Origin of the sequence: Deinococcus hopiensis KR-140, from assembly GCF_900176165.1 — a bacterium.
Classification (GTDB): domain Bacteria; phylum Deinococcota; class Deinococci; order Deinococcales; family Deinococcaceae; genus Deinococcus; species Deinococcus hopiensis.
In genome coordinates, this window is sequence record NZ_FWWU01000004.1 from 214,791 (window position 1) to 228,313 (window position 13,523).

The following is a 13,523-nucleotide window of genomic DNA, read 5'->3' on the forward strand; positions in this document are numbered from 1 at the left end:
CACTCGGGTTGGCCCGTGATTTCATCCACGCCGGGCCTGCACCTGTACGGCTGGTCCGAGGAACCCCGCGCGGACCACCTGAAGGTCTATGGCAGCGGCGGGCCGCTGGTCCAGGCCCTACCCTCCACCCCGAGCTGCCCTACACCGAGGCCGAGCTCCGCTGGGGTGTGCGCCGCGAGGGCGCCCGGACGGTGGAAGATCTGCTTTCGCGGCGCAGCCACGCGCTGCTGCTGCACGCCCGGGCAAGCATCGAGGCGGCAGCCCGGACGGCGGAAATCCTGGCCGAGGAACTGGGAAAAGCGCCGCGTGGGCCGCAGGTCAGGCCGGGGCGTACCGGGAACTGGCGCGGGGCTACCTGCCCACGCCTCCCCCACCCCAGTCTGAAAAAGCCCTGCCCCGCTCAGCCCACCGGCCGGTGGCGTAGCGCGCCAGGCTCGACGGGTGACGAGACCAGGAAGCCCTGCATTCGGCTGATGCCGAGTCGCCGCAGATGTTCCCGCTGGGCTTCGGTCTCCACGCCCTTGGCGATGACCTGCAGGTCCAGGGCGCGGGCGAGGTGGACCACCGCCTCCAGCAGGGCCTCTGCCCGCGGGCTGGCCTCAGCGCCGGGCAGGAGGGCGCGCGCGAGTTTCACCCCGTGCAGGGGCAGGCGGGCGAGCTCGGCAAAGTTGGCGTAGCCGCCGCCAAAGTCGTCGAGGGTGAGGCGCACCCCCACCTCGGCCAGGGCGGTCAGGGCCTCGCGGGCCCGTTCCGGGGTGCGGGCCACCACCTCCTCGCGCACCTCCAGGAGCAGGCGGGAACATTCGATTCCAGCTCTGTCGGCGGCGCGCCGAACACGGGCGGGGAGGTCCGGGTCCAGGAGCTGCCGCGCAGAAACGTTTACGGCGACGCTCAGACCGGGCAGCCGCGCGAGGTCCTGACAGGCGCGGCTGAGTGTCCAGTCACCGAGCGGCAGGCTCAGGCCGCTGCGTTCGGCAAGGGGCATAAACTGATCGGGGGTAACGTTGCCGTACACCGGACTGCGCCAGCGCAGCAGCGCCTCGGCCCCGGCCCAGCGGCCCACCGCGTCCTCCAACGGCTGGTAGACGAGGTGCAACTCTCCGGCCCGCACCGCGCCGTGCAGCGCTGCCTCCAGCGTCACCGGGGCGATCTCGGTGTTCCCGACGCTGAGCTCGAAGCCGCTGCCGCGCGCCTTGGCTCGGTACATGGCGTGATCGGCGCGTTCCAGCAAGCCCGGCAAATCCGCCGCGTCCTCAGGATACCGCGCGAATCCCAGGCTGGGCCGCATGTTCAGCTCCACCCCATCCAGAAAGAACGGCTCGTGGAAGGTCTGCAGCGCGCGCCGGGCAAAGTCCGGTAACCCGGCCTCGCCCGCGTCCCCGATGAGGAAGACGAACTCGTCTCCCCCCGTGCGGGCCACTGTGTCGCCGGGGCCCAGCGCCTGCTCCACCCGCCGCGCCACCTCCACGAGCAGCAGGTCGCCGACGTGGTGGCCGTGGGTGTCGTTGACGGCCTTGAATTTGTCGAGGTCCAGCACCCCGAGCGCCACCGAATGCCCCCGCAGGGCGGCCCCTTCCAGTGCGGTGCGGGCGCGCTCAGCGAGCAGCAGGCGGTTGGGCAACCCCGTCAGGGCGTCGTACAGGGCCAGGCGTTCGAGCTCCTCCAGGCGGGCCGCCTGTTCGCGGGCCAGCTTCTCCTTGGCCTCACGCTCGGCCTCATAGCGGGCCTGCTCGCGCTCCAACCGGGCGCGGGCCTGCTGGAGTTCGCCCCGCGCCAGCAGCTCACGGGTGCGGCGCTCGGCCTCGGACTGCAGCACCCGGACCTCGGCCGCGTGGGCCTGCCGCATCTCCGTCAACGCGCCGGGCAGGTCCCCCATGCCCTCGGCAGCCCGTGCCCGCAGCGCGAGCACCTGCGCTGCGACGCGGGCACGCTCGCCGCCCTGGGCCTCCTCTCCGGCAGCGTTCAGCAGCGCGAGCGCCTCGCCGTGCCGCTCCAGGTCCAGCAGCACATCCGCCACGCCCAGCCGAGCAGAAAGGAGCTCGTCGAGGTCGCCTTCCTCCCCGGCCAGGCGCAGCGCTTCCCGAAAGGCGCTCAGGGCCTCGGGAAGCCGCCCCTCGTCCTGACGCAGGCGGCCCAGCCCGCGCAGGGCGCTCGCCGCGAGGGTGCCCGAACCTTCCGACAGGGTCAGGGCCCGCTGGAGCAGCGCCTCCACCTCCGCCAGATGGCCCTGACGGCGCAACAGGTCCGCCCGGTTGACCGCGACGATGCCCTCACCCACCGGGTGCCCAGCCTCCCGCGCCAGCGCCAGCGCGCGGGCGGAGTGGGTCAGGGCGTCGTCCGGCATTTGCAGGGCTTCGTACACCCGTGAGAGGTTGGCGGCCACGCTGGCGGCCCGGGCGGGGGCCGCGTCCGCACACAGGGTGTCGGCGCGCAACAGGTGTTCGAGCGCCCGGTTGAAGTGGCCCAGATCGAGGTACACCGCGCCGAGGTTGCCCAGCGCCACCGCCGCGCCTCCCGGGTCCCCCTGCCGCTCGCGCAGGGTCAGCGCCTCCTCCAGGTGCACGATTGCGCCCTGACTGTCGCCGTGGGCGTGCTCCAGCCCTGCCAATCCATTGAGGGCGTCGGCCAGCAGGTCAACTTCGCCCGCCCGCCGCGCCGCCGCCGCCGCCTGCTCAAACAGCAGCGCGGCCCGAACCAGGTCGCTGCCACGCATGTCCCGCGCCTGACGCAGCAGGGTCTGGGCCCCGCTCTGGCCCGCTGCGCCTCTGGCCTTCGCCCCGCGGCGAGGCGCAGGTGGCAGGGCAGCCGGAGCTGGCGTGTGCGCCCCAGGTCCCGTGGGACTCTGCGGCGCCACCGCCCCTCCCTCCTCCTTCTCTTTGGGCACAGTCGGCCCAGCTTACCGGAGGAGTTCTGCCACGTCCAGCAGCTGCCCTGAGGCCAGATGGGCGGCGAGCGCGCGGGCGTCACGGCCTTCCGCGAGGGCCAGGGCCAGCGCACCGCTGACGATGGGCGCCGAGAAGGACGAGCCCGTGGCCGTCACCACACGGCCGCCTGGATAGGCGCTCTCCAACTGGACGCCGGGGGCCAGGACCTCGCCACCGCGCGTGCTCCAGGCGGGCAAGTCTCCCGCCGCATCCACCGCCGTGACCGACACGCCCAGCTGCCCCAGGGGGCTGTCCCCGTCCAGCGAACGGGCGGGGGCCTGCGGCACGTCTCCCCCTTCGTTGCCACTCGCCGCGACGATGAGCACACCCCGGCCCACCGCGTACTGGAGCGCTGCGCGCACACCCTCGCTGGACGACGAGGACGCCACGCTGAGGTTGATCACCCCCGCGCCTGCGTCCACGGCAAACCGGATGGCCCGGGCCACGTCCGCCGCCCGGCCCGAGCCGTCGGGTCCCAACACCCGGAGCGGCAGCAGCGCCGCACCGGGAGCCACCTGCCGCACCAGCCCAGCCACCGCCGTGCCGTGGCCGTAGCCTGCGCCGAGGCCGGCATCCGCCTCACTGGCGTCGTCGTCATCGTCCACCCAGTCGTAACCGGGCCGCACCGCCCCGCGCAGCATGGGGTGGGAAGCGTCGACGCCCGAATCGATCACCGCGACGGTCACGCCCTCGCCCGCATGGGGTGAGCGCGCCTCGGCCCGGTCCAACCCCGCCAACCGGAAGGACGCCGTATTTTGCGGCATGGGCCCGAAGGTCCCCTCGTTCCACCAGCGGGATCCCTCCGCCCACCACCGCGTGCCTTCGCCCCACCAGCGGGTGCCCTCCGCCCACCAGCGGGACCCCTCGTTCCACCAGCGCGTGCCGCTGACGGCGAGGCCGACAGGCGTTACAGCGCGGGTGTCGCCCAGCACCACGCGGTCCTCGTCTCCCTGGGAAGCCGTGCCCGGACTGCTTTGGAGCGCGGCCTGGGGGACCGGAGCGGTGCTGCATGCCGAGAGCGCCAAGGCCCCGAGGACCGTCAGGGCCAGCCCCTGCCAGGGCCCCCTTTTCTTCTGACCAAATGGAAATATCACGGAAGTGAGTCCTCCTGGACGCCGTGCGCCCCTACTTCAACTGGGAAAGTCAGGAAGGAGGGACACCGAGAGGGCGGCGGGTAGACCCGAGAAGGCCAGCCGCCAGACAGATAGCCGGTCGCACCACTGGCTCCGCGCGTCCCAGGTGCCCGTATACAGGACCGCGCTTCATCGCCTCTATCAGCCGAGGTCCACAGAAGGAGCCGTGCTGATGCCCATATCTTATGCCCCCAGTGGGGAGTCCTCTGTGAAATATCCGGCGGAAGCGAGAAGGTCACGTTTCACCTCAGGCCTCGTCAGAAAGTTCTGCCCTTGGCCATGCCCGTTCGCGCAGGTCGTTCAGGCACCTGGTCCTGCCCCGACACGCCGGAAGAAGGCGATGAGTTCATCCACGTGGGTGTCGAAGGCGAAGTGGTGGCGCGCGGCGCGGGCGTTGGCCGTTTGCCTCTCCAGGCGGGCGCGGTCCCGCAGCTGCTGCCCCAAGTCCCCGAAGTTGCGGTAGAACACGCCGAAGCCGTGCGCGCGCGCGAGTTCGGCCATGGCCACGCAGGAACCGGGGTTCTCGCGCATGATCCAGGGCAGCCCCGCCGCCGCATAGGTGCCCAGGCGGGCAGGCAGGTTCAGGTCGTCCCAGGAAGCGCGGCGCAGGTCTCCACCGTTGTCGCTGGCAAACTGCTGTACCCAAGCCGCGTCGTAGCGCGAGAGTTCGCGCACCCAGTCCCCGGGCTCGACGGTGGGGTGCAGGTGCAGGTACCCGCTTTCCAGCCCGGTTCGCGTCCAGTTGGGAAACCACTCGTGAAAGTGCGTGCCGTAGAAATGCACGTGGATGCCCTGCTGCCCCAGTTCCGACAGCGGCTCCAGGCCCAACGGGCGTCCCGCGCAGACGGTGTGAATCTCTCCGTCTCCCGCCGAGAGTTTGGGGGACCAGTCCCCGGTAAACCAGTCGAGCTTGGGCAGGTCCCCGTCGAGGATCAGGGTCCGCGAGAGGTCTGTCTCCCCACCCAGCGCCAGGCGGAACCACTCGCGGTTTTCGGGGCTGATGTAGATCTGGCCGTCACTCTCCCGCAAGACGCGCGTCAGGGTGGACCACAGCCCGTGCTCGTGGCAGATAAAGGGGCCTTCCTTGAAGTGGAACACCAGGGGAATTCCGGTTCGCGCGTCCAGCACCTCGCGGATCAGCGGCAGGGCCTGCCAGTTGAGCAGCGCGTAGATCACGTCGGGTTTGATCTCCTCCACGGCCGCCCGCCAACCCTCATGCGGAAGGTCCGTGACGTGGCCGAAGGAAAAGGGCCCGGTGTGGTCCCAGGTTTCGGGCTCGGGAGACCACAGGCCGTACAGCCGGTGCCCGCGTTCCTCGAAAGCGAGGAGACGTTCGGGGTTGAATCCCAGCGAGCCGACGAGGAGGATCTTGAGGCTGTCCGGTCCTGGCGTGAGCGGCTGCTCGGCAAAGCGCCCGTAACGCTCCCGCTCGTTCACGCGCATGCCGCGGCTGGGCTGAAAGTTGAGGTACTCCCCTGAAGGAATGCCGTGGTGGGCGCGGTAACGCGAGAGGCCACCCGGCACGCCCGCAATCAGGTTGTGCTGCCCTTCCGGGTGCTCGACCCACTCGCAGGTGACCCCACCCCCAAAGGCGAAACGGGCGCCTCCTTCCAGCATCGCGCGCCAGAAATCGGCCTCCAGTCGGTCCGAGACTTTCTCCGTGCGCTCGGTCCACCGGGGCACCCCTTCCCGGCGGTGCATGACCTGCACCAGGGTGAGCAGATTCAGGCACTTGACGCTCTGTCCAGACGCCAGCGGCCAGTCCAGCGCCTGCGCCTCGTTTCCGACGGCCTCCTCGCCGCGCAGCGTCGGTCCGCTGAAGCGGTAACCCCAGCGCAGCCCCCCGTAAGCGAGCGTCACCCCGGGGTCGGCCGCCAGCACGCTGCAGAGCCGCTCAAGGTGTTGTGGAAAGTACAGATCGTCGGAGGGCAGGTAGGCGAGGTACGTTCCGCGCGCCAGCGCCGAAGCGTGGTTGAGGGCCGCCCCCAGTCCGGCGTTGTGGGGAAGGCGGTGGTACGAGACGCGGGGGTCCGCAAGAAAGGGCTGCACCGCCGCTCGCGTCTCGTCCGGCGAGCCGTCGTCCACCACGATGAGTTCCCAGTCCTGCAGACGCTGGGCGAGCAGGCTTTCTACCGCGCGGGGCAGAAAGTGCGCCTGCTTGAACGTTGGCATCAGGACGGACACGAGCGGCGCGGAGGTGGGAACGGACATCGGCCGTCATGCTGCCACGAGAAGAGGCGCGCCCGTCCTGTGGCTTTCTGAAGGCTCGGGCAGGTACGCCCTATCCCTCGCCGTCCAGGTCCTCCAGAAACCTGGCCTCGCTGCTTAGGCGGCGCTGGCTTTCCTGCAGGGGGCCGTCTACCAGCCGCCGGGCCTCGGTGTCCAGGGCGCGCGACAGGGCCCGCACCGTCTGCTCGATGGCGTTCTCGACCGCCAGGATCTCGGGAGCATTCCCCGCGTCCGCGCCCCCAACCTGCCGCAGCTGCCGCCCACGCCGGGCCAGGGCCACCGCCTCCTCCCGCACGCGGGCGTGCGTCTCTTCCAGGGCCGAGAGCCGCGCGCGCCGCCGGGCGTCCTCGGGGGAGAGGAGCAGTCCCTGGGCGCGCCGCACCCGCTCCTCCTCATCCTGCACCTCACGCAGGGCCGCGAGCCGCGCGCCGAGTTCGGCCAGCACCTGCGCGGTCCGGGACGGGAGCACCTCCTCGCCGGGCCCTTCTCGGGGAACGGCAGGGGCAGGCGGCGCAGCGGGAAACTCCTCGCGCCCCGCCCCCGTCAATACGGCCCAGGCCTCGCGTAGCCGCCCCAGGGGCGTGGTTGCCGGAGGGACAGGCGGGCCGGGCGCGGGCGGTGGAGGTGGCGCGGGTGCCTCCGCCCCCCGCGCCACTTCGGGCCCGGGGGAAAACGCCAGGTCAGGCCGCAGCGCCCCGTCCGGCAATTCGAAGAGGGTCTCCAGGGCCGCCACACCGCGCACCTCCTCGGCGTGAATCCACAGGCGCGCTTCCGCGCCGCGCCGGTACACGGTGGCCAGCAGCATGGCTCTGCCACCCGCTGCGGGCGAGACGTTCAGCTTCGGTGCGGGCAGGGCAGCGCGGGCCACCAGGCCGCCGTCCACCCGGACGTCCAGGGCAAGTGGACCCGCGGCGCCCATCCAGGTGAGGACGACGCCGATCCGGTGCGTCTCGCCGTACAGCAGTTCCGGGCGCAGGACCACACCTGGCACCCCCGCCTCACCTGTCGCCAGCCCCCCCCCACCCTCCCGGTAGCTCGGAAGGGGGCCTGAGTCCAGCACCCGGGCGCCCGGGCCCACCAGCACCGCCCACACGCGCGCGTCCCCGGGCAGGTCCCCTGCCACCGCTCCGCCCCGCACCCGCAGCACCAGCCGCGCTGCGGCTCCGGCACCCAGCGCGGCCACGCCCATTCGTTCTCCCGCCTGCAACTCCCGCATCCGGCCCTCCGTTCCTCCGAGGGAACGAGCACAGGAAAGCACGAATGGTGGGAGAACCGCAGCGCATCCCCCTTTCTTCTAAGGCACGGCCAGCGCACCTGGACCCTCCCCTAGATTCAGGTGAAGAACGTCCTTGACGACCGGGAAAGCCGGTGCCAAAGTAGAGTAAACCGCTCGGATTTAAGGAGCGTCCCTGACACCATGCCTGAACTGACCCTGTCCACTGCTGCCAGCCAGACCACCCTTCACGCCGAGCACGCCGCTTATGCGTTGGCCGGAGCGGCCGTTTTGGCAGGCAAATTTAACCGTCCCACCCTGCGGGTGACCTCGGCGCGCCTGTATCCGGAAGCGCAAGTCACGTTCGGCGACACGGCGGTGGCCTTTGCCCTGCGGGCCAACCGCGCCTTTCTGGAAGAGACCGTCATGACGGTGCTGGCCGAGGCGGCAGCTCAGGAGATCAAGTTTGGCGCCGTGGGCGATGCCAGGCCCCTGGAACGCGCCGCGCAGCTTCTGCGCGAAGCGGCGCAGAGCAGCGACGAGGCGGAGGTGGGCGAGGCGTACCTGACCGTGCTGCTGGCCCGCACCCGCGGAGAATTGCGCCGCAGCTGGGTGGAGGTCGAGGTGGTCAGCATGGCCCTGCAGGAACGCGGCGTGCTCTCGGGCCAGGAGATCCAGCACCGGGTGGACTGCGTGCAGGGCATTCGGGGCACGACCCTCAACTGATTCTTTACGTTCGGAAACGGGTTGATCAGATCGGGGCAGCGTCTTTTGCGCCTCTACTGGGGCCCGCGGCGTCCAGGCTGCCCACAAAACCCAAGTAAGGAAGTCGGCTTGCTGCGTTGAAACCAGCTTCCTTTCGGACTACGGTGACGGCCTAGGCCCTTACCGTTCTCGCTCCATGCGAGGATCACCCCCGTTTCCAGGAGGAACAACCATGACGCAGCGCAACGAAGGTGAAACCAGCGTGGTCGGTTCGTGCGACGCCACGAACTGCCGGTACAACGAAAACCGCGAGTGTCACGCCGGCCAGATTCAGGTCAGCCTGTCGGGCGGGACGGCCCAGTGCATGACCTACGATCCGCAGGGAAGCCAGCCGGGCCTGGGTGAGCAGCCCCGCCAGGGCAATTCGTAAAGTCCCACCCCCATCCCCCACCTTTTGGAAGCCCCGGCACGCGCGCCGGGGCTTCTGGCTGCCTGAGGTCCCTTCTGGCTTCTTTTTGCCGGCAACACTGAAGATCAGGGCTTTCTCAATATCTCTCAGATATGTGAGTGCTATCACTGTGCGAGTTGCCTGCCCGTTTCGCTGCTCTTCTCCACGCGCTCAGCGCTTTTTTCATGTCCTGAGGCCCCCATGCTGCATCTGAAGTTCCAGAGACGTCTCCCCCCGTTCTCGCCTCCCCGCGCAGAGCCACTCGCGTGAGCTCTTCCTCTCCTTCCCATCCCCGCGTTTCGGTGCTGATGCCGACGTTCAAGCAGGCGCACTTTCTGCCCCGCGCGGTAGAAAGCCTGCTCGCCCAGCGTCTGCAGGACTGGGAACTCATCGTGGTGGACGACGGCTCGCCGGACGAGACGCGAGCGGCGGTGCAGCCCTTTCTTGCGGACCCCCGCGTCTCGTACCACCGCCTTCCCCACAACGCCGGACTGGGGGCGGCCCTCAACCACGCCCTGAGTTTCGCCCGCGCACCCCTGGTGGCCTACCTGCCGTCGGACGACGTGTATTACCGGGACCACCTGCAGAGCCTGGTGGACCTGCTGGGCACACACCCAGAGGCGGCGCTGACGTACTCGGGGCTGCGGCACCACTACAACCGCACCGCTCCGGGGCAGCTGGAGGGCCACCCTCTCCAACTCGTGCAGGTGCTGCACCGCCGCGTCGGCGACCGCTGGCTGGAGCGCTCCGAACTGACCACCGACGATCTGGGCCGGATGTACTGGGACGCGCTGGCGCGGCACGGCGCGGCGGTGGGCAGCGGGCAAGTCACCTGCGAATGGGTGGACCACCCCCACCAGCGGCACAAGATCGTGCGCGAACCGGTGGGCGGGATCAACACCTACCGCGTCTACTACGGGGTGCAGGAACCGCTGCGCTTTCACACGACGGTGGGCCACCACATCGATGAACTGGAACGCTACCGCAAGTACCGCGTGCGCCCCCCCAGGCCCCCCGCACCCGGCGGCCTGAAGATCCTGCTTGTGGGCGAACTGGCCTACAACCCCGAGCGGATGCTGGCGCTTTCCGAAGCCGGGCACAAACTCTACGGCCTGTGGATGGACGAGCCCTACTGGTACAACTGGGTGGGCCCGCTTCCTTTCGGCCACGTGACGGACCTTCCGCGCGAGAACTGGCAGGCCGCCGTGCGGGAACTCCAACCCGACGTGATCTACGGCCTGCTCAACTGGCAGGCGGTGCCCTTCGCGCATGAGGTGCTGACTGGAAATCCCGGGGTGCCCTTTGTGTGGCACTTCAAGGAAGGCCCGTTTATCTGCCTGGAAAAGGGCACCTGGCGGGAACTGCTGGAACTGTACCGCCGCGCGGACGGGCGCATCTACTCCAGCCCCGAGATGGGCGCGTGGTTCGAGACGCTGGCGCCCGAACTGCGGGACGGGCGGCCCACCCTGGTTCTGGACGGCGACCTGCCCAAGCGCGAGGGCGTGGCGGGCGAGCGCTCTCCCCGGCTGTCTGGCGCAGACGGTGAGATTCACACCGTCGTGCCAGGCCGTCCCATCGGGCTGCACCCGGAAACGGTGGCGGACCTCGCCGCGCAGGGCGTCCACCTGCACTTCTACGGGGAATTTACCCACGGGCAGTGGAAGGGCTGGATCGAACGCACGAGGGGGCTGGCGGGCCGCTTCCTGCACCTGCATTCCAACGTGAACCAGGAGGACTGGGTGCGCGAGTTCTCGCGTTACGACGCGGGCTGGCTGCACTTCTTCCGCTCGGAGAACGGCGGCGAACTGCGCCGGGCCAACTGGGACGACCTCAACATCCCGGCGCGGATGGCGACGCTGGCCGCGGCGGGGCTGCCCATGCTGCAGGGCGACAACACCGGGCACATCGTCGCCACGCAAACGCTCGCCCGTGAGCTGGACCTGGGCCTGTTCTTCCGCGATATGACGGACCTGGGCGCGCAGTTGCAGGACCGCGAACGGCTCTCGGCCCTGCGTGAGAACGTGTGGGCGAAGCGGGAACTCTTCACTTTCGACCACCACGTCGCCCGCCTGACCGACTTTTTCCGCGAGGTAATCGGGGCCACGGCCCACGCCGCCCCCCCTGAAAGGAACCCATCGTGACCACCCTGCTGACCATGAACATCCAGAGCTACGCCGACAAACACGGAACCTGGGAGAAACGCCGCGAACTCATCGAACGCGCCGTCCGTGAGGCGCAACCCGACATCGTGGTGCTGCAGGCGGTATCGCTGCATCCCAGGCAGGACCCCGTGGACCAAGCCACGCAACTCGCCTCGCGCCTGCCCGGGTATCAGGCCATGTTCGTGGCTGCGCAGACGCACGCCGACGGACGGCAGGACGGACCCGCGTTCCTGACCCGCGGCGACTTGCCCGAGGTCCAGCCCTACGAGCTCAGCCTGCTGCCCAACCTGGAGGACACCGGCCGCCGGATGCTGCTGCACGGCCGCTTTCAGACGGCCGCTGGACCGCTGGACGTGTTTAACGCCCATTTCTCGTGGGTGGGGGAGCAGCAGGAGGGCAACGTCCAGGAGGCCCTGTCGGTGCTGGAGGGCCACGCGGGACCGGCGGCCGTCCTTGCCGGCGACTTCAACATGCAGCCTGACAACCCCTGCCTGGGCCGCTTCCGTGAGGCCGGATGGGTGGACGCCTGGGAGGCCCTGCACCCGGAAGAGGACGGCTTTACCTTTGCCGAGGCGCAGGAGCCGAGTATCCGCATCGATTACGTGTGGACGCGCGGCGTGCGGATGAGTGCAATCGGGACTGTGCTGGCCGCGAGCGAGGGCCCGCTGCGCGCCTCGGACCACGCGGGCCTGCGGGCAACCCTGGAGCAGGGCTGAGGTGCCAGAGCCTGGAGCGAGGGCACCCGTCAAAATTGAGGGCCTGATCTTCGACATGGACGGTGTGGTGGCCGATACCGTCGAGCTGCATTACCGGTCGTGGCAGCGCCTCGCCGACGAGGAGGGCCACCCCTTCTCCCGGGAGGCGAACGAAGCCCTGCTGGGCCGCACCCGGGAAGAGGCGCTGGAGGTATGGCTGGGCGGCAAACCCGCTGCCCCCGAACAGCGTGAGGCCCTGCTGCGGCGCAAGAACGGCTATTTCCTGGAGGGGCTGGAGGGGCTGGGCCCCGCTGACCTACTGCCCGGCGTGGGCGAGGTGCTGCGCGAGGCGCACGCGCGGCGGGTCCCGCTGGGCCTGGCTTCGTCCAGCCGCAATGCCCGGCAGGTCTGCGAGCGGCTGGGGGTGCTGCACCTCTTCACCGCCTTTGCCGACGGCGGCAGCGTGGTCAACGCCAAGCCTGCTCCCGACGTATTTCTGTGGGTGGCAGGCCGGCTGGGACTGCACCCGGCGCGCTGCCTGGTGCTGGAAGACTCGGGCGCGGGGGTGCGTGCGGCCCGGGCGGGCGGTTTCCGGGTGCTGGGGCTGGGGGAAGCGGGACGGCTGGGAGACGCGCATTTCGTCCGGTCCTCGCTGGCAGGCGTGACGCTGGACGAGTTACTTGACGCAGGAAAGTAACCAAAAGCAGTATTTGGTCCAACTTCGTGTGAAGAGAAGATAAAAGCGTTTTTAACTTGAACAAGAGCTGGCCTCCGGTACGGCCAAGTTGACCGTACCTATTCCCGCACTCTTCTCCGGGCTGCGTCCTTATCTTGCCCGGGGAGAAGCTTTTGGCGTCTACAGATTCCCGCTCCGAGCGGGTCACGCAACTCGTCAGCCAGCGCACCGCGGAGCTGCTCTCGGCGGCCACGGTGGTCGTCGGTCCCGAGGGCCGGGTGGTGGCGTCCAGCCGCGCCGAGTGGTATGGGCAGAGCGTTGCCAGCCTCACCCTGCCCGGTGACGCGCTGCGCGTCCCCTTTCAACTGGGGCGACACGAGAACCAGGTGCTGATCCTGCCGCCCGAGGGGGGAACCCTCTCGCCCCAGCTGGCGCGCGGGGTGGTGGAGCTGGTGCTGGGGCAGGCGCTGATGGTGGACCGGCTGCCACACGGCCAGGAGCTGAAAAACACCTTTATCCACGACCTGCTGCGCGGCCTTGTTCTCGACGAGGAAACGCTGCTGCGTCAGGCCCGCATTCTGGGTATGGACCTCGGACCGCCGCGCGCGGTGATCCTGATCGATGCCTCCGCCTACCTGCTGGGGCCGGGACACGATCCGGAGCGCGTGCAGCAGCGGGCGCAACTCGTGGTGGGCAGCGTGGTGAATTTCTTTCACCTGCCCAACGACACGATCTGCGCCTACATCGGGGGCGGCGAGGTGGCGGTCCTCAAGGCCAGCGACACCAAGAACCTGGGCCGCTGGGCCGAGGAACCGGGCGACGCTGCTCCCGTGGGGCCGTCATGGGCCAACCTTGCCGCCCTCAAGCGGGCCGGAAACGCGCTGCTCGACCGGCTCCAGGCAGACCTGGGCACCCCACTCGGCATGGGCATCGGGCGATACCACCGCGGGCTGGACGGCCTGGCGCGCTCCTACCAGGATGCCCGCACCGCCCTGTCGCTGGGCACCCGCCTGAGCCGCGAGAACCGCAGCCATACCCTCGACGCGCTGGGGGTGGCGGCCTTCGTCGGCCTGGACGACGAGCCCACGAAACTCAGTCTGGCCGGGCACCTGCTCAGCCCCCTGGACGAGGAACCGGAACTGCTGGAGACCCTGGAAGCCTTTTTTACCTCAGACTGCCATCCCATCGCGGCGGCGCGGCAGCTCGGCCTGCACCGCAACACCCTGAACTACCGCCTGGACAAGATCACCTCCATGACGGGCCTGAACCCCCGGACCTTCGACCACGCGGTGCAGATTCGCCTGGCCCTGCTGATCCGGAGGCTACACAGCTGAAGCC

10 protein-coding genes, 1 pseudogene and 1 riboswitch are annotated in these 13,523 nt (G+C 69.7%); of the genes and pseudogenes, 7 read left to right on the plus strand and 4 right to left on the minus strand.

Going from position 1 to position 13,523, the window contains the following annotated elements; translation table 11 throughout:
* Positions 1 to 167 precede the first annotated feature (167 nt).
* Positions 168 to 239, plus strand: a pseudogene (locus B9A95_RS36530) (hypothetical protein); the annotation flags it as partial.
* Between the two features lie 161 nt (positions 240 to 400).
* Here the strand turns inward: B9A95_RS36530 and B9A95_RS04190 are convergent.
* The 4 genes from B9A95_RS04190 to B9A95_RS33195 all read right to left on the minus strand — a co-directional run bounded on the left by B9A95_RS04190 (position 401) and on the right by B9A95_RS33195 (position 7,502).
* Positions 401 to 2,884: an EAL domain-containing protein gene (locus B9A95_RS04190; protein WP_245808129.1), complete on the minus strand. Its 2,484-nt coding sequence runs from the start codon at positions 2,882 to 2,884 to the stop codon at positions 401 to 403.
* 12 nt (positions 2,885 to 2,896) lie between these two features.
* The gene (locus B9A95_RS04195; RefSeq protein WP_084045681.1) at positions 2,897 to 4,018 is read right to left on the minus strand and encodes a S8 family peptidase; all 1,122 of its coding nucleotides are present in this window, start codon (positions 4,016 to 4,018) and stop codon (positions 2,897 to 2,899) included.
* A 103-nt stretch (positions 4,019 to 4,121) separates the two neighbouring features.
* A riboswitch (cyclic di-GMP riboswitch) is annotated at positions 4,122 to 4,206 on the minus strand.
* Positions 4,207 to 4,357: 151 nt separating this feature from the next.
* Positions 4,358 to 6,268 carry a glycosyltransferase family 2 protein gene (locus B9A95_RS04200; RefSeq protein WP_084045682.1) on the minus strand — a complete coding sequence of 637 codons (1,911 nt, stop codon included), beginning with the start codon at positions 6,266 to 6,268 and terminating at the stop codon, positions 4,358 to 4,360.
* Positions 6,269 to 6,338: 70 nt separating this feature from the next.
* Positions 6,339 to 7,502, minus strand: coding sequence for a hypothetical protein (locus B9A95_RS33195; protein ID WP_084045683.1), 1,164 nt, complete (start codon positions 7,500 to 7,502; stop codon positions 6,339 to 6,341).
* Between the two features lie 201 nt (positions 7,503 to 7,703).
* Between B9A95_RS33195 and B9A95_RS04210 the strand changes: the two genes are divergently transcribed.
* From B9A95_RS04210 to B9A95_RS31540, 6 genes are all read left to right on the plus strand, one after another.
* The gene (locus B9A95_RS04210) at positions 7,704 to 8,225 is read left to right on the plus strand and encodes a hypothetical protein (RefSeq protein WP_084045684.1); all 522 of its coding nucleotides are present in this window, start codon (positions 7,704 to 7,706) and stop codon (positions 8,223 to 8,225) included.
* 211 nt (positions 8,226 to 8,436) lie between these two features.
* Positions 8,437 to 8,634, plus strand: a complete 198-nt coding sequence (locus B9A95_RS04215; protein WP_084045685.1) for a DUF1540 domain-containing protein — start codon at positions 8,437 to 8,439, stop codon at positions 8,632 to 8,634.
* 284 nt (positions 8,635 to 8,918) lie between these two features.
* The gene (locus tag B9A95_RS04220; RefSeq protein WP_212648241.1) at positions 8,919 to 10,793 is read left to right on the plus strand and encodes a glycosyltransferase family 2 protein; all 1,875 of its coding nucleotides are present in this window, start codon (positions 8,919 to 8,921) and stop codon (positions 10,791 to 10,793) included.
* Complete coding sequence (locus B9A95_RS04225) at positions 10,790 to 11,530, plus strand: endonuclease/exonuclease/phosphatase family protein (protein WP_084045686.1); 741 nt, start codon at positions 10,790 to 10,792, stop codon at positions 11,528 to 11,530. Before B9A95_RS04220 ends, B9A95_RS04225 begins: the two co-directional genes overlap by 4 nt.
* Position 11,531: 1 nt before the next feature.
* Entirely contained in the window at positions 11,532 to 12,206 is a 675-nt protein-coding gene (locus tag B9A95_RS04230) for a beta-phosphoglucomutase family hydrolase (protein ID WP_212648242.1), read from the plus strand.
* 152 nt (positions 12,207 to 12,358) lie between these two features.
* Positions 12,359 to 13,519 carry a PucR family transcriptional regulator gene (locus B9A95_RS31540; RefSeq protein ID WP_212648243.1) on the plus strand — a complete coding sequence of 387 codons (1,161 nt, stop codon included), beginning with the start codon at positions 12,359 to 12,361 and terminating at the stop codon, positions 13,517 to 13,519.
* Positions 13,520 to 13,523 lie beyond the last annotated feature (4 nt).